This is a genomic window from Nannocystis bainbridge (assembly GCF_028368995.1).
In the GTDB taxonomy this organism is placed as follows: domain Bacteria; phylum Myxococcota_A; class Polyangia; order Nannocystales; family Nannocystaceae; genus Nannocystis; species Nannocystis bainbridge.
This window is the reverse complement of record NZ_JAQNDL010000002.1, coordinates 300,980-316,910: the sequence shown is the minus strand read 5'-3', so window position 1 is coordinate 316,910 and position 15,931 is coordinate 300,980. Positions and strand designations below refer to the sequence as shown.

The 15,931-nt window shown below is 73.9% G+C and carries 15 protein-coding genes; 10 read left to right on the top strand and 5 right to left on the bottom strand.

Annotated elements, in window-relative coordinates:
• Positions 1-95: 95 nt before the first annotated feature.
• The 3 genes from POL25_RS18930 (at position 96) to POL25_RS18920 (ending at position 3,634) form a co-directional block, all read left to right on the top strand.
• On the top strand, positions 96-1,436 hold the full coding sequence (locus POL25_RS18930; protein WP_272087496.1) for an FHA domain-containing protein: 1,341 nt from the start codon (positions 96-98) through the stop codon (positions 1,434-1,436).
• Between the two features lie 164 nt (positions 1,437-1,600).
• Complete coding sequence (locus POL25_RS18925) at positions 1,601-2,947, top strand: serine/threonine-protein kinase (protein WP_272087495.1); 1,347 nt, start codon at positions 1,601-1,603, stop codon at positions 2,945-2,947.
• A 57-nt stretch (positions 2,948-3,004) separates the two neighbouring features.
• Positions 3,005-3,634: a DUF6250 domain-containing protein gene (locus POL25_RS18920; RefSeq protein ID WP_272087494.1), complete on the top strand. Its 630-nt coding sequence runs from the start codon at positions 3,005-3,007 to the stop codon at positions 3,632-3,634.
• A gap of 33 nt (positions 3,635-3,667) precedes the next feature.
• Here the strand turns inward: POL25_RS18920 and POL25_RS18915 are convergent, their stop codons facing one another.
• The gene (locus POL25_RS18915) at positions 3,668-3,937 is read right to left on the bottom strand and encodes a UBP-type zinc finger domain-containing protein (RefSeq protein WP_272087493.1); all 270 of its coding nucleotides are present in this window, start codon (positions 3,935-3,937) and stop codon (positions 3,668-3,670) included.
• A 29-nt stretch (positions 3,938-3,966) separates the two neighbouring features.
• Positions 3,967-5,634, bottom strand: a complete 1,668-nt coding sequence (locus tag POL25_RS18910; protein WP_272087492.1) for an FAD-dependent oxidoreductase — start codon at positions 5,632-5,634, stop codon at positions 3,967-3,969.
• A 168-nt stretch (positions 5,635-5,802) separates the two neighbouring features.
• Between POL25_RS18910 and POL25_RS18905 the strand changes: the two genes are divergently transcribed.
• The 3 genes from POL25_RS18905 to POL25_RS18895 all read left to right on the top strand — a co-directional run bounded on the left by POL25_RS18905 (position 5,803) and on the right by POL25_RS18895 (position 7,921).
• Positions 5,803-6,642 (top strand): metallophosphoesterase family protein, encoded by an 840-nt coding sequence (locus tag POL25_RS18905; RefSeq protein WP_272087491.1) that lies wholly within the window; start codon positions 5,803-5,805, stop codon positions 6,640-6,642.
• A gap of 89 nt (positions 6,643-6,731) precedes the next feature.
• Positions 6,732-7,145, top strand: coding sequence for a hypothetical protein (locus tag POL25_RS18900; protein WP_272087490.1), 414 nt, complete (start codon positions 6,732-6,734; stop codon positions 7,143-7,145).
• Between the two features lie 44 nt (positions 7,146-7,189).
• A complete protein-coding gene (locus POL25_RS18895) occupies positions 7,190-7,921 on the top strand; it encodes a TylF/MycF/NovP-related O-methyltransferase (protein WP_272087489.1) in 732 nt (243 codons plus the stop codon).
• Between the two features lie 191 nt (positions 7,922-8,112).
• Here the strand turns inward: POL25_RS18895 and POL25_RS18890 are convergent, their stop codons facing one another.
• Both POL25_RS18890 and POL25_RS18885 read right to left on the bottom strand, forming a co-directional pair.
• Positions 8,113-8,325 (bottom strand): amphi-Trp domain-containing protein, encoded by a 213-nt coding sequence (locus tag POL25_RS18890; RefSeq protein WP_272087488.1) that lies wholly within the window; start codon positions 8,323-8,325, stop codon positions 8,113-8,115.
• 72 nt (positions 8,326-8,397) lie between these two features.
• Entirely contained in the window at positions 8,398-9,111 is a 714-nt protein-coding gene (locus tag POL25_RS18885) for a siderophore-interacting protein (RefSeq protein ID WP_272087487.1), read from the bottom strand.
• 734 nt (positions 9,112-9,845) lie between these two features.
• On the opposite strand from POL25_RS18885, the gene POL25_RS18880 reads away from it, so the two are divergent.
• From POL25_RS18880 to POL25_RS18865, 4 genes are all read left to right on the top strand, one after another.
• Positions 9,846-10,832 carry a CE1 family esterase gene (locus POL25_RS18880; RefSeq protein ID WP_272087486.1) on the top strand — a complete coding sequence of 329 codons (987 nt, stop codon included), beginning with the start codon at positions 9,846-9,848 and terminating at the stop codon, positions 10,830-10,832.
• Positions 10,833-10,991: 159 nt separating this feature from the next.
• Entirely contained in the window at positions 10,992-12,014 is a 1,023-nt protein-coding gene (locus POL25_RS18875; protein WP_272087485.1) for a multiheme c-type cytochrome, read from the top strand.
• Positions 12,011-13,360, top strand: a complete 1,350-nt coding sequence (locus POL25_RS18870; protein ID WP_272087484.1) for a hypothetical protein — start codon at positions 12,011-12,013, stop codon at positions 13,358-13,360. The genes POL25_RS18875 and POL25_RS18870 overlap by 4 nt, the downstream gene beginning before the upstream one ends.
• Positions 13,361-13,778: 418 nt before the next feature.
• Positions 13,779-15,113 (top strand): hypothetical protein, encoded by a 1,335-nt coding sequence (locus POL25_RS18865; RefSeq protein ID WP_272087483.1) that lies wholly within the window; start codon positions 13,779-13,781, stop codon positions 15,111-15,113.
• Here the strand turns inward: POL25_RS18865 and POL25_RS18860 are convergent.
• The gene (locus tag POL25_RS18860) at positions 14,998-15,855 is read right to left on the bottom strand and encodes an AraC family transcriptional regulator (protein ID WP_272087482.1); all 858 of its coding nucleotides are present in this window, start codon (positions 15,853-15,855) and stop codon (positions 14,998-15,000) included. The two genes, POL25_RS18865 and POL25_RS18860, sit on opposite strands and share 116 nt — an antisense overlap.
• Positions 15,856-15,931 lie beyond the last annotated feature (76 nt).

Below are 15,931 nucleotides of genomic sequence, written 5' to 3'. Positions count from 1 at the left end.
GCCTGGCGCGCGCGAAAGCCTCGCTGCCGGGCGCCGCGGGCCCGCAGACGGCGCCCTGCGGCGTCCGGGTCCCGGCGTGTTAGCATGGGCGCTGCTTGTCCCGCCCGAGCAAGCCGCGTCCGCCGCCCCCACCCCCGCCGCCTGCCCTGCGTCCGCCCTCCGCCGCGCTCGACACGCCGGCCCGCCCTGGCGACGGCCTCACCCGCGCGCGGGCCCTCGAGCACACCGGCGACCACGCCCGCGCCGCCGCCCTGCGCCTCGAGTACGCCCATACTTTGTGCGGCACGGCCCAGCGGATCGCCCTCCTGCGCGAAGGCGCCGCCCGCCACTCCGGCGCCACCGAAGAGGGCCGCAGCCTCCACCAGGCGCTGGCCGAGACCCTCCTGCGCCACGCCGAGTTCATGGAAGACGGCGCCCCCCGGCGCGCCATCCTCATGGAGGCCGCCCGCGCGCTCGAGGAGGCCGACCAGGGCGCCATCGCCGGCGAGATCTACGAGCGCCTCCACATGTTGCGGCGGGCCGCCGTCGCCTACGAGCGGGCCGGCGCCGTCACCCAGCTCGAGTACGTGCTCGGCCTCATCGACCGCATCGAGCACGCCGAGGCCGAACTCCAGCGCGCCAGCGACGAGATCGACGCCGCCCTGCGCGAGGGTCGGCGGTTCTTCGCCCACGGCCTGCTGCAGGAGCACCTTCACGACGCCCGCACCGCCCGCGGCCCGCTCGCCCACAGCGGCACCCCGTTGCTGCGGGCCGCCCTCGCCCGCGTCCACGCCGACCTCGCCGTCGCCCTCCCGCGCGGCCAGCGGCTCGACCTGCGCTGGGGCTCCGGCCAGGCCACCCGCGTCGTCCTGCGCACCGACCTGCGGCTCGGTCGCTCGCCCGACGTCGAGCTCAGCCTCGGCGGCGTCAGCCTCTCGCGCGAGCACGCCGCCCTCCGCCTCGAGGCCATCGCCGCCGCCGCTGCCAGCGAGGCCGGCCTCGACGAGGTCGAGCTCGCGGTCGCCCTCGTCGACCTCGGCTCACGCTCCGGCACCTTCTGGCGCGGCGAGGCCCTCGCCCCTGGCGAGCCGCTCGCCCTCGAGGGCCCCGGCGAGCTCGCCCTCGGCCTGGCCGCCGCCCGCCTCGAGGTCCACCCGCTCCCGCGCGAGCGCGCCGAGCTCGGCGCGCTCCTGCGCCCGCTCGCCCCCGGCCTCGTCGCCCCCTGGACCCTCTACCTGCCCGGCGGCGGCCCGCTGTGGCTCGCCCCCGACCGCCCGATCCCCGCCGTGCTCGAGCTGCGCCCGCCCTTCATCGCCGTGCGGATCGCCCCCGGCGTGCGCGCCCAGCTCGGCCAGGAGCCCCTCGGCACCGGCGCCACCGTCGAGCTCCTCCACGGCGACCGCCTCCACCTCGACCTCCCCGACGGCCGCCTTACCCTCGAGATCGCCATGACCTGACCGGTGTCCCCGAGGACATGTCCCCGAGGACATTTCCCAACGGCCATATCCATAAGGACATGCCCCGAAGAACCTGTCCCCGAGTACATTCCCCAAAGAACCCATCTCTTCGACCCTGTCATCAGCCCCCGCGACCTGTCCCTCCGGCCCCCTCCCCCGTCCCCATGCCGATCGAGCCCCTCCGCGGTGACATCCGCGTCGATCCAGCCCTCGACCATCAGCTGCGGGCCGTGCTCGCGCGCCTCTCCGAGGGCGCCGAGCTGCCGCGCGAGCTGCCGGGCATCGCCGCCCTCTCGCGCCGCCTCGTCGAGGGCGCCCCGGCCCCCGAGATCGATCGCCAGCTCCGCGACCTCAGCCACGCCGGCTACGTCCGCGGCGCCCTCGTCAGCCTCGCCGCCCACCTGCGCCTGCGCCCGCGGCCCGAGCTCGTCCTCGTGCTCGCGCGCGAGCTGTGCGACGCCCTCGCGCCTGACCTCGGCGTCGAGCTCGCCCGCGCCGCCCTCGCCTTGCCCGAGGTCGAGGACAGCCGCTGGCAGCCCACCGGCGCCTACGTGGCCGCCAACCTGCTGCTCGGCGACACCCTGCTCGACCGCGGCGACCCGCTCGGCGCCCTGCGCCACTTCGAGGCCCTGCTCGCCGTCGACATCGACCACGCCCGCGCCCTGCGCGGCTGGAGCACCGCCCAGCGCCGTCTCGGCCGCGGCGGTGCCCACGCCAGCCGCGGCCTCGCCTTGCTCGAGGGCCTCGACGCCACCGAGCTTGTCGCCGGCCTCGGCGTCGACCGCTACGAGCTCGGCCGCCCGCTCGGCCGCGGCCGCCACGCCGTCGTCTACCAGGCCTTCGACCGCCGCGTCGGCCGCGACGTCGCCATCAAGCGCCTGGTCGCCGAGGGCAGCGACGGCCGCCTCGTCGGCGCCCGCTTCTTCGCCGAGGCCCGCACCCTCGCCCGCGTGCGCAGCCCCCACGTCGTCGCCCTCCTCGACGTCCAGCCCGCCCACCGCTTCGTCGCCCTCGGCCTGTGCCGCGGCGGCAACCTGCGCGTCGCCGTGCGCAAGCGCCTGCTCGGCCCCGCTGACCTGCCGCGGGTCGGCGCCCAGATCGTCAGCGCGCTCAGGGCCGTGCACGCCGCCGGCGCCGTCCACCGCGACATCAAGCCCGCCAACATCCTCGTCCGCGAGGCCCGCGAGGGCTCGCCCGTCGCCCTCGCCGACTTCGGCCTCGCCCTCGCCGACCCACGCTCGGGCAGCGGCCACGCCGGCACCCTGCGCTACCTCGCCCCCGAGCTGCGCAGCCCCGGCCCCGCCGCCCGCGCCACCCCGGCCACCGACCTGTTCAGCGCCGGCGTCGTCCTGCTCGAGCTGGCCCTCCACCCGCAGCCGCTGCCCGCCGTGTTCGACCAGATCGGCGCCGCCGCCCTCGACCCGGAACAGCACGTCCCGCACGGCCTGCCCGACGGCTGGTCCGACCGCCTGATCCGCATGCTCGGCCCCGACCCCGCGGCCCGCGCCTGACCTGGCGCTTCGCACATGTCCCTTTCGACCTTGCCTATCGGACCTGTCCCTCTCGCCATGCGCCGCCTCGCCCCCCTCGCCCTGCTCTTGCTCGCCTGCGAGGAGCTGCCCCGCACCTACAGCAGCGCCGGCCCCGCCCAGCTCCTGTTCGCCGACCGCTTCGACGGCCCCGAGCTCGGCGACTCCTGGAAATCGACCGGCCCCGGCGCTCGCATCGAGGCTGGCGAGCTCGTCATCGAGGGCCTGCGCAACCACCCGCTCTGGCTGACCCTCCCGCTGCCCGACAACGTGCGCATCGAGTTCGACGCCCGCGCCGCCACCGACGAGGGTGACATCAAGATCGAGCTCGCCGGCGACGGCAAGAGCTTCGCCCGCAGCGCCAGCTACACCGCCACTGGTTACGTCGTCATCTTCGGCGGCTGGAACAACACCACCAGCGCCATCGTCCGCCGCGACGAGCACGGCGGCGATCGCAAGACCACCCAGGCGCTCAAGGTCGAGGCCGGCAAGCGCTACCACTTCGCCGTCACCCGCCGCGACGGCGGCATCACCTGGGAGCTCGACGGCCAGGAGGCCCTCCGCTACGACGACCCCGAGCCGCTCAGCGGCCCCGCCCAGCGCCACTTCGCCTTCGGCGGCTGGGAGGCCCGGGTGTTCTTCGACAACCTCGAAGTCTTCGCCCTGTGACGCCGCGCGGCTGGGCCTCCGCCGCGCCTCGCCTCACTCCGCCTCGAACCCGACCTCGTCCACGTAGCACCAGAACCACCGCTCACCCGGCTCGAGCGAGCGCACGATCGCGTGCTGCGTCTGCTGAAAATGCGCCGTCGCGTGCTTGTTCTTCGACGAATCGCAGCAGCCGACCTTCCCGCAGGACATGCAAAGGCGCAGGTGCACCCATTCGTCGCCGAGCTTCAGGCACTCCTCGCAGCCGCGGGTGTGCGGGCGGACATCGTGGATTTGGTCGAGGTGGTCACAAGTCTCGTTCGCCATGATCGATCTCCGTTTTTGCCCTGCCTGTCTCACTCTGCCAGCGCGCGGTGGACCATCTGCACGCAGATCGAGCCCTCGCCGACCGCCGACGCCACGCGCTTGACGTTGCCCGAGCGCACATCGCCGACCGCGAACACGTTGGGCAGGCTCGTCTCGAGCAGGTACGGAGCGCGTCGCCACGGCCGCGGGGCCAGCTCCTCCGCCGTCACGTCCGGCCCGGTCTTGACGAACCCCGCCGGGTCCAGCGCCACGCAGCCCTCGAGCCAGCCCGTGTTCGGGCGCGCGCCCGCCATCGAGAACACGTGGCGGATCGGGCGCGTCTCGCTCGTCCCGTCCTTGCGGTTGACCCACCGCACCTGCTGCAGGCTCGTCTCGCCGGTCATCTCGACGATCTCCGTGAACGGCCGCAGCGTGATCTTCGGGTGCTCCTCGATCCGGCGGATCAGGTAGCGCGACATGCTGTCGGCCAGCCCGCTCGAGCGCACCAGCACGTGCACGTGGCGCACCGTCTCGGCCAGGAACACCGCCGCCTGCCCGGCCGAGTTGCCGCCGCCGACCACGATCACCTCCTCGCCCGAGCACAGCTGCGCCTCCATCTGCGTCGCCCCGTAGTAGACCCCGTCGCCCTCGAAGCGGCTCAGGTCCGGCACCCCGAGCCGGCGGTACTGCGCCCCGGTCGCCAGGATGATCGCCCGCGCCTGCACCGAGCCCTGCCCCTCCAGCTCCACCACGTACGGCGTGCGCGAGCAGTCGAGCCGCACCGCCGACATCGCCACCGCCACGTGGGCCCCGAACTTCTGCGCCTGCGTCAGCGCCCGCCCGGCCAGCGCCTGTCCCGAAATACCTGTCGGAAAGCCCAGGTAGTTCTCGATCTTCGACGACGAGCCCGCCTGCCCGCCCGGCGCGTTGCGCTCGATCACCAGCACGTCGAGCCCCTCCGACGCCGCGTACACCGCCGCCGCCAGCCCCGCCGGCCCGGCCCCGATCACCACCACGTCGCGCAGCACGCTGCGATCGACGTCCGCGTTGAAGCCGAGGCAGCGCGCCACCTCCTCCGTCGTCGGGTTCCGCAGCACCTGATTGCCGCGGCAGATGATCACCGGCACCTCGTCGACCGCCACCTGGAACTGCTCGAGCAGCCCCGCGACGTCCGCGTCGCGCTCGACGTCGATGTACGAGAACGGGTGGCCGTTGCGCGTCAGGAACTCCTTCAACCGCAGCGTCGCCGGCGAGTGCACCGACCCGACCAGCACCGCGTCGCTGGCGTTGTGGGCGATCAGGCTGACGCGGCGGAGGATGAACGCGCGCATCAACAGCTCGCCGACCTCCGCCTCGACCTGGACGATGTGGCGCAGCCCCTCCCGATCGATCTCCAGCACCTCGCCCGGCGCCCCGACCCGCGCGCGCACCAGGCTCGGGCGCCCGGTCAGCATGTTGATCTCGCCGGTGAACTGGCCCGCCTCGTGGATCACCACCGGGTGCTCGACCCCGTCGTAGCCCGGCTGCACCACCTCGAGCGTGCCCGACAGGATCACGAAGAAATTGGTGCCCGTCTCGCCGTGCTCGAACACGATCTCGCCGGCCCGCATCGGGCGGCGGCGGCCGTAGCGACACAGCCGGTGCTGTTGCGCCTCGGTGAGCCGCGGGAAGGTCGCCTCGCGCCGCTGGGCCGACGGATCGTTGGGGAGGGTCGTCATGCGCCGCGCAGCATACCGCGAACGCGCGGCCTCGCCCGGGCCGCGGCGCTCGACGCACGCGCCGGCGGACCCGACCTTGGTCGGGGTTCGCCGCCGCCCTGCGGCCCTTCCGCCCTCCCGCGCGCGCTTGAAAGCTCGCGCTCGCCGCCTTAGCCTGCCGGCGCCCGCATGAAGCTCTGGGCCCTCAGCGATCTCCACGTCGGTCACCGCCGCAACCGCGAGCTGCTCGTCCACCTGTCCCCAAAGCCAGATGACTGGCTCATCGTCGGCGGCGACATCGGCGAGACCGGCGATCACATGCAGTGGGCCTTCGACCTGCTGCAGCCGCGGTTCGCCCGGCTGTTGTGGGTGCCCGGCAACCACGAGCTGTGGACCTCCGAGGAGCGGGGCGTCCGCCTCGGCGGCGCCGACAAGCTGGCCGCGCTCGGCGAGCTGTGCCGCGCGCGCGGCGTCGTCGGCGTCGACGACGAGTGGCCCGTGTGGCCCGGCGACGGCGGCCCGCACACCATCGCCTTGCTCGCGCTGCTCTACGACTACGGCTTCGCCCCGCCCGGCCTCGACCGCGCCGGCGCGATCGCCTGGGCCGCCGAGGACGGCGTCGTCGCCGCCGACGAATCGCGCCTCGATCCCGCCCCGTTCCCCGACATCGCCGCCTGGTCCGCCGCGCGCGTGAGCACGGCCGCCGCGCGGCTCGAGCGATCGCAGGCGCACCCGACCGTCCTCGTCAATCACTGGCCGCTGCGCGACGACCTCATCTTCATCCCGCGCGTGCCGCGGTACCGCCCGTGGTGCGGCACGCTCGCCACGCACGACTGGCACCGCCGCTACGGCGCGCGCGTGGTCGTCAGCGGCCACCTTCACACCCGGCGCACCGACTGGATCGACGGCGTGCGCTTCGAGGAGTGCTCGCTCGGCTACCCGCGCGAGCAACGGTCCGGCATGCTCGCCGACGCGTACCTGCGCCAGATCTTGCCCGAGCCGACGGTCTTGCACCACGCGCCGCGCTGAAAGCAAGCCGTCCCGCGTATGAGCGCCCGCAATTCGCCGCGCTCGCGCCAGCGTTGCCGCCCCTCCGCCGCGCGGGGTATCCTGCGCGCATGAGCCAGGCGGAGGTTTACGCCGAGTTCCTGCGCGCCGAGGGCTTCCGGCCCGTCGCCGACGACGCCGGCGACCTCGTGTTCAAGTGCGAGGGCCGCTTCTACTGCCTCACCGTCGACGACGACGACCCGCTGTACTTCCGCCTGGTGTTCCCCAACTTCTGGGGCCTCGAGAGCGAGGCCGAGCGCCACTGGGCGCGGATCGCCGCTGCCGAGGTGACCGCCGAGTTCAAGGTCGTCAAGCTCTACCCGCAGCACGACGACATGCAGGCCGCCGCCGAGCTGTTCCTCGCCGCCGAGGGCGACTTCCGCCTCGTGTTCGAGCGCTGCGTCGCCGCCCTCCAGGGCGCGGTCCGCCGCTTCTGCGAGCTGATGGACCGCGGCCCGCGGCTGCGCCTGGTCGAAGAGACCTAACGCATCCGCGCCCACGCCTCGTCCTGCTACCCTCCGCGCCACCCGTGACGCTCCTCGATCGCCTCCGCCGCCTCCGCGACGACCGCCGCTGGCGCCAGCAGTACCCCGACTTCGAACCTGGCTTTCGCGCCATCCACGACCGCGCCCGGCCGTACACCATGACCTCGACCGAGCGCATGTACGCGCTCTACCAGGCCGTGCGTCACGTCCACCGCGCCGGCATCGCCGGCGATTTCGTCGAGTGCGGCGTGTGGAAGGGCGGCAGCGCCATGGTCGCCGCTCTCGGCTTCCAGGAGCTCGGCGAGCGCGAGCGTCACCTCTACCTCTACGACACCTACGAGGGCATGAGCGAGCCGACCGCCCGCGACGTCTCGTTCAAGGATCAGAGCCCGCTCGGCGACTGGGACAAGATCAAGGGCACCGACCACAAGGTCTTCTGCGCCAACAGCCTCGCCGACGCCACCGCCAGCCTCGCCACCACCGGCTACCCGCAGGCGCACGTGCATTTCGTCAAGGGCAAGGTCGAGGACACCATCCCCGCCACCATCCCCGACGCCATCGCCATCCTCCGCCTCGACACCGACTGGTTCGAGTCGACCCGCCACGAGCTCGAGCACCTCTACCCCCGCCTCGCCCGCGGCGGCGTCCTCATCGTCGACGACTACGGCCACTGGCGCGGCGCTCGCGAGGCCGTCGACGGCTACTTCGCCGCGCACGGCGGGGCCCCGCTGCTCCACCGCATCGACTACACCGGCCGGATCGCCGTCAAGCCGTGACGGCCTGACCTTTGCGGCATGTCCTGTGCGACATGCCGCAAAGGCCCTGTCCCCGCGAGCATGTCCCTTGGACCATGCCGCATGGGGCCGCCTTCGTCGCCCCGCATCGCCGCCCTTTCCGGACACGCTCTACCGAGCATGTCCGCAAGGACATCCCCGCAGGCGCGCTCAGGCCCGCATGCAGGCCCGGCTCACCGCCGCCAGCGCAGCTGCAGCTCGAGCTCTTCCTCGTCGCCGGACACCTCGTGCTCGATCGACAGCGCCGCGTCGCGCGGCACGTTGAAGCGGGCCCCTGCCACCTGGATCCGGAACGCCTCTCCGCGCTCGATCGCGTCGGCAAGGCGGCGCAGGGTCTCGACGAAGGTCTCGGGGCTGCAGTTGCGTTCGACGTCGCGGTCGGCCATCGCCGCCACGATAGACCATCGCGCGCCCCGCAGGCGCCGCATCCACGGGGCGAGCAAGCGCGGCCCCTCGCCTCAATCGAGCCCGCGCTTGCCCGGTGACCAGTACGCCTTCACTTTTTGCCGCCCGTGCGGCGGCGGGTCGGCCTTGAGCGCGGCCCGCAGCGACTGGATCGATCGCGCGTTCCCGCAGAGCACCAGGTCGGCGCCTGCGTGGCGGGCCAGCGCCGCGCGAACCTGCCGCTCGACCTCCGCCAGGTGATCGGCCCCGCGTCGGACCAGCGCGTGCGGCCCCACGTCGAGCTCGGCCAGCACCGCCTCCGACTCCGCCGGGTCCGTCACCTCGAACACGAACGCCAGCGGCGCCGCGGCCCCGCGCAGCTCCCGGAGCGCGCGCGCGGCCGCGAACGAAGTCTCGTCGCCGAACAGCACCACCGACGACCCCAGCGACGCGAACGGCAGCGACCCGCGCGGCCCGAACACCCGCACCCGCGCGCCCACGGCCGCCTCGCGGCCCCACCGCGCCCCTGGCTCCTCGCCGTGCAGATACACCAGCAGCGACACCGCCCCCTGCTCCGGGCGATGCGAAAACGGCGTGTACGTGCGCGGCCCCGTGCCGGAGATCATCACCTGCACCTTGTCGCCGGCGCCGTGGGGCTTGCGCAGCGCCTCGCCCGACAGGTCGAGCCGGCGGAAATGCTGCGACACCTGGCGCACCCCGGCGATCGTCCATTCGTCGCAGAACAACTTCGCGACCGCCTCGCTCAGCATTGCCGTCACCGATGCCATGATTCACCTCCTCCGCAGCCGCCGCGACGCCACGCCCTGTCCCGCCACGCCGTGACCCGATCGGCTTCGACCTTGACCGCGAGAGGTTGGCAAAGAGCGACATCACGACGAATCGCAGCTGCGAGCCTCGAGCATGAAAGACCGCGCCGCCCGGCGCAATCGAACTTTCCACACGCCCGACCGACGACCTGACCCTTCGACCAGGTCCAAAACCACCCGATCTTCACCCACGCCCGCTGCACGCGAAAGGTTCACGCCGCTCGCACGCAATTTCAAGCGACAACCCATCCGCCTCCCGGCAGCGCGCGTACGATTCACGAGACCCGCACGCCGCCCCCGGGCCCATGTGCGAGACACGAGCAGCTCCGCACGCCGCCCCGGGCCCACGTGCGAGACACGAGCTGCTCCGCACGCCGCCCCCGGGCCCACGTGCAAGACACGAGCAGCGCCGCACGCTGCACCTTCGCCTCGCCGCTCGAGCTCCGCGCAGGCCATCACTCGCGGGACGTCGCATCGCTCTTCATCCCTCTTCGCGCGCCGATCTCCGCCTGCCCCTCGCACCGGCGCCACCCGGTCTCCCTCGCCGTGCGCAAGCCCGCCCGCCGCGCTCCTCGGCAAACCCGCCGCAGGGCGGCTGCAGCCCCCGACCCGTGCCTCTGCGCTCCCACGCGCCCCTCGGCGGGCCTCCGCGACCCGATGGCGTCCGCGCCCCCGCTCGCGTTACCGTGGCCGCCATGGGCCGCCGCCTCGCGCTCCTCCTCCTGCCTGTCCTCGCCTGCTCCACCGCCGCCGACAGCGGCGCCATGAGCTCGGCCGGCGTCACGGATGCCTCCGGGAACATGTCCTCGAGCACAGGTCCCGAAGGCCAGACCACAGGTCCCGCGCCGACCACCACCGACGCCCCGGGCACCACCACCGGCACCGATCCGGGCCCCACTACCGGCACCGATCCAGGCACCACCACCGAAGCCCCGCCCGCGGGCCCGTGCGGTCAGCCCCCGCCGTTCACCGGCCTCATGGCCCAGACCATCGACGCCGCCGGCATGCAGCGCGACTACGACCTCGTCGTCCCCGAGGGCTACGACCCCGACGTCGCCTATCCGCTGGTGTTCGCCTGGCACGGCCGCGGCGGCAACGGCGAGCTCGCGCGCCTCTATTTCAAAGTCGAGGAGGCCAGCGCCGGCCAGGCCGTCTTCGTCTACCCTGACGGCCTCCCGCTCGCCGACATGAACAATCAGACCGGCTGGGACCTCGATCCCGCCAACGAAGACGTCGCCCTCTTCGACGCCATCCTCGCCGACGTCAGCGCCCGCCTCTGCATCGATCCGGCCCGCGTCTTCAGCACCGGCCACAGCTTCGGCGGCTACATGTCCAACACCCTCGGCTGCGCCCGCGCCGGCATCGTCCGCGCCATCGCCCCCGTCGCCGGCGGCGGCCCCTTCGGCGCCTGCAGCGGCCAGGTCGCCGCCTGGCTGGCCCACGGCACCGGCGACACCACCGTCCCGCTCTCGCAAGGCGAGGGCGCGCGCGACCACTGGCTGGCCGCCAACACCTGCGGCGAAGCCACCGCCCCCGTCGATCCCGCCCCGTGCGTCGCCTACGACGATTGTGCGTCCGGCTTCCCCGTGCATTGGTGCCAGCACGACGAGCCCGACCTCGGCGGCCACGGCTGGCCCGACTGGGCCGGCCCCGCGATCTGGGACTTCTTCGCCGCGCTTTGATCGGCGCCTGACATCCCCAAGAGTCCGCACTCGCCCCGGCCATTCACCGGGGTCGAGCGACAATCGACATAGGACTCTCGGGACATGTCCCAAGAGACCTATGTCAATCTTCGTGCGAGCGCCTTGAGCAGCGCCCGTCGGCCCGCTATCGTCGCCGCCTTGGCCGCTCGCGCGCACCTCGTCCTGCTCGTCGCGCTGCTGACCGCCTGTGACGGTCGCCGGGCCCCGCCCGCACGCGAGCCCGCGATCACCTGGCTGCCGCGCGAGGACGAGTGCGCCGCCTGTCACGCCGAAGTCGCCGACGCCTGGGCCCGCTCGCGGCACCACGCCGCCTTCACCAACGACGAATTTCAGCGCTCCTACGCCCGCGAGCCGACCCCCTTCTGCCGCGACTGTCACGCCCCTGCGCGCCCCCGCATGCCCGCCGCCGACGCCGAGCTGCTCGGCGTCGGCTGCCTCGACTGTCACGGCGGCCCCGGGACGATCGTCACCGCGGCCATCCGCGCCGGCAGCGACGCCCCGCACGTCCTGCGCCGCGATCCTGCCTTCCCCACCCGCGCCTGCGCCCCCTGCCACGAGTTCGATTTCCCCGACGGCAGCGCCCAGGCCCGCGGCACCATGATGCAGACCACCATGCGCGAGCACCAGCGCTCGCCGCACGCCGATCGCAGCTGCGCCGACTGTCACATGCCGGCCGCCGCCCACGATTTCGCCTCCACCCGCGATCCGGCGGCCATGCAGCGCGCGCTCGAGGTCGTCGCGCGGCGCGACGGCGACGCCCTCGAGCTCGAGCTGCGCACCCGCGACGTCGGCCACGCCTTCCCCACCGGCGACCTGTTCCGCCGCCTCGCCGTGCACGCCGCCCTCGTCGGCCCCGACGGCCGCGAGCTCGCCCGCGACGTCCGCTACCTCGCGCGCCACTTCGTCCCCCGGCATCACCTCGACGGCCGCCTGCGCCACGCCGCGTCCCTCCCGGTCGTCGACGACCGGATCCACGGGGCCGCCGGCGTGCGCCTGGAACTGCATCCCGGCGAAGCTTCCCCCGCCGCGCTGGTGTGGCACATCGACCTCGAACGCGTCGACGCGCGCGATCCCGATCGCCCCGAAGCCTCGACGATCGCTGATACCATTCGCCTCGCCGAGGGGCGTCTGCCACCCATCACGCCTGCGAGCTCGCCATGACGACGACCGACCGTGCCACCATCCTCTCCGCGTCGCTCGCCGCCGTCCTCGGCGTCGCCGCCTGCACCGCGAATCCTCCTGCCGACGCCCGCAAGACCGCCGACGTCGCGCCCACGCCCGCCGCCCCCGCCGCTCCTCCTGCGCCCGCCGCCCCGGCGACCGCGCCTGCGCCCGCGCCCACGCCCGCTCCTGCCGCGCCCACGCCCGCTCCTGCCGCGCCCACGCCCGCCCCTGCCGCGCCCACGCCCGAGACGCCGCCCGCGAGCGACGCCCCTCCTGGCGCGCCTGCCTTGCCCTCGCTCGCCGATCCCGAGCCCGACGCCGATCCATCTGCCGTCCCCTCGGCCGACCCCTCGGCCCCGACCGGCCCGGCCGCCCTCGTCGCCGCGCCGATCGCCGCGACCGAGCACACCGTCGCCTGGCGCACCGTCGTCACCCCCGCCGCACCCGTGACCGGCGGCTTCCGCTACTTCGCCACCGGCGTGCTCGCCGGCGAGGCGCCGAAGTTCTTCACCCTCGACCCCACCGGCGCCTGGACCCCCGCCGGGATCACGGGCGCGGCGTGGCCAATGAGCGGTCATTGGCCCGACGAGGCGTGGGCCGTCGAGTTCAGCCAATTAGGCGACCGCGCCGACATCGGGCGCATGCGACTGCATCGATGGCGCGGTGGGAGTCGGTGGGTCCCGCAAGATCTCGACCTCGATCAATGGGTCATGACCGACCGGCTCGGCCCCGTGCGCAAGAGCTGGAACGTCGGCTTCCTCGCCGTCCTCGACGACAAGCTCGTGCGCGTCGCAGGCAACGGCCTCGCCGACCCGTCGCTGCCGGAGGTGCACGGGCACCTGCGCGACCTCGTCGAGAGCAAGGCCGGCGACCTCTTCGCCCTCTCGAAGCACGACGAATATCGGGTCCAGATCGCCTGCGCCGACGCTGCCTGCGTCCAGACCCACAGCACCCCGCTGCCGCCGGGCAGCTGGGAATGGCTGCAGAGCATCCCGCGCCAGAAGCACGGCGTCTCGATCACCTTGCGCGACCACCCGAACACCAACCACTTGCTGCATTACGAGACCGGCGGCTGGAAGCTCGAGGTCCTCCCCGCGGGCCCGCAATTCGCCGGCATCTGGCCCACCAGCGACGGCGGCATGTGGGCCCAGACCGAGACCGGCCTGCTCCACCGCGACCCCGCCGGCGCCTGGCGCAGCGTCGCCTTGCCGGCCGGCTTTCAGCCCAGCGGCCCCGTGTTCGCGGCCATGCTCGGCAACATGAGCGAGCTCGTGATCCTCGGCGTCCACAACGGCGCCCAGAGCGTCCTCGCCACGCCCGCCAGGGCGCAGCCCGCCGGCTGACCCGCGCCCGGGAGCGGCCGACTCGCATCATCTCCGCGCGGCCGCTTGAAGCAGACCACGCCCTGCGACAGCACCACCCGCTCCCAGCCCTCGCTGGCCGCCCGGGCCACGTCGTCGTCGATTCCGCGGACCATCGAGCTCGGGCCCAGGCACATGGGCTCGAGCCTCCGCCGCTCGCGGCTCCCGAAGCCTCCTTCGCCCCGACCTCGACACGGCGCCCACCTCGCTCGCCCGGACGCAGCGAGGCCGGCGTCGGCGCCTTCGAGCGGCGCCGAATTCGCGTCCTGCCGCTCCGTGGACGCGTCCCGCCCGCCCGACGGCGTCTCACGGGCCGGGCGCCTCCCGCTGCGGACAGGCCTCTGCGCCCGCTCCTGCCGCATCTGGCGCGCGCCCGCCCGGCGTGCTAGGAGGCCCCGCCATGAGCGAGGAGCGCCGGCGCGTCCTGAACAACCTCGACCGCATCGAGGACCGCCTGCGCGACGCTCCCGAAGGTCTCCACGACGTCGGCGGCCCCGCCAGCGAGCAGGCCCTCGCGGCCTCCGGCATCGATCCCGACCTCGCCCTGCTGTGGGGCACCTACGACGGCCTCGATCTCGCAGGCGGCGAGGCTCGCCTCTACCCGCTCGCCGACCACGCCGGCGCCACCGAGGCCGCCGCCGAGGACGGCCGGTTGCGCCCCGGCGACCGCGTCATCGGCGAGCGCGGGCGCGACCTCCTGGTCCTCGTCGCCGACCCGCACGCCGAGGGCGCCGACGTCGTGCTCGTCGAGGAGGACGGCGAGCGTCTGCCGTGCGCCTCCTCGATCGACCGTTTGGTCCTGGCCCTGCTCGGCGAGTTCTCGGTCCTGTTCGACGAGGACGGCGAGTACCAGTCCGACCTGTTCGGCGACGACGGTGAGCTCACCCCCGCGGCCGAGCGCCGGCTGCTGCGCCGCCACCTCGACCTCGACCCCGACGCCCCGCTGGCCCGGTTCCGCCTGGCCCAGTCGCTGCGCCGCGCCGGCGAGCTGCGCGGCGCGGCCCAGGAGCTGCGCCAGCTGCTGCGCCGCGCCCCCGAGTTCGTGTGGGGCCACCTCGAGCTCGGCCGCGTCCGCCAGGGCGAGGGCAAGCTCGGCGACGCCGTCGCCGCCTTCCGCAAGGCCGCCGAGCGGGCCACCGAGCCCGGCCTGCGCGCCCACTGCCTGGCGCTCGCCTGCCTCGCCCTCTCGGGCAAGTCCGAAAGGCCAGGTCCTTCGGGACAGGCTCCTAAGGACATGTCCGAAGCGCCCGGTCCTTCGGAGCAGGCCCCGAAGGACATGCCCGAAAAGCCAGGTCTCTCGCGCCAGGACGCCAAGGCCGACGCCGAGCGAGCCGCCCTCGCCGCCGCCGCCCTGACCCACAACCCGATGTTCGCCGCCGCCCAGGAGGCCGCCGTGCGCGACGCGCTGGAGCGCGAGGACGCGGCCGCCGCCGCCGAGCAGCTCGCCCTCGGCCTCGCGGTCGTGCCCGGCCACCTCGGCCTGCTGACCCTGCGCCCGGCCGTGGCCGAGCTCGCGGCGCGTGCCCCCGAGACCGCCGAGATCGACGACGACGAGGCCGACGACCCGGACGCCGACGTCGACCCGGCCCTGCGCGAGGACGACGCCGAGCGCGTGGCCGCTAGAGCGGCCCCAGAGCCTGATACTGGCTCGGCGTCATCCCCATATGGCGGGCAAAAGCCCGCGAGAAGCTCGGGTGATCGGCGAAGCCGGCGCCCAGCGCGATCTCGAGGATAGAGCGCCGCGAGGTCCGCAGCTCGCGGGCCGCCTGGCACAGCCGGAGCGTGCGCAGATAGGCCCCCGGCGTCATCCCGACCACCTGCGCGAACTGGCGCAGGAAGTGGTACTTCGACAGCTCGGCCACGCCCGCCAGCTCGTCGAGCGACAGCGTGGTCGGGTCGATGCGCGGGTCGAGGCTGCGGATGAAGTCGACGACGCGGGCGATCTTGCGGTGGGCGACGCGGTTGGTCGAGCGCCGCAGCGGCTCGCGCAGGTTGGAGAACTCGGTGAACGCGTGGCTGACCACCGTCTGCAGCGCGGCCTCGACCTCGAGCGTGCGGCCCGGCGCGTCCTCGCTGCGCACCAGGTCGTGCAGCGCCGTGATGGCCGCCACCAGCTCGACGCGGCCGCTCACGCGCACGCTGGTGAACTCGGGCGCGCAGCGCGGCCCGGCGGCGTCCTCGACCAGGCCGAGCGCCAGCCGACGGTCGACGTACAGCGTGATGTAGTCGACGTCGCTGCTGCCGCGGGTGTTGCCGGTGTGGACCTGCTGCGGGTTCATCAGCACCACGTCGCCGGGCTCGAAGCTGAACAGCCGACCGGCCACGTGACACTCCTCGTGCCCGGCCAGCTGGGCGCAGATGAGGTACTCGTCGTGGAAATGCGGCGTGAGCGGGCGGCTCCCGTGCGCGCCTGTGGCGTGGTAGAGCGTGAAGCCCCGCCCGCCGAAAAACGCCGTGTGAAGATCGGCCCGGGCCATGGAGCGAGCCTACCCCCGCGCCGACGTGCGGTCCACCACCTCGGGCCCCGCCGACGGGCCCAGGCGCGTGAATCGG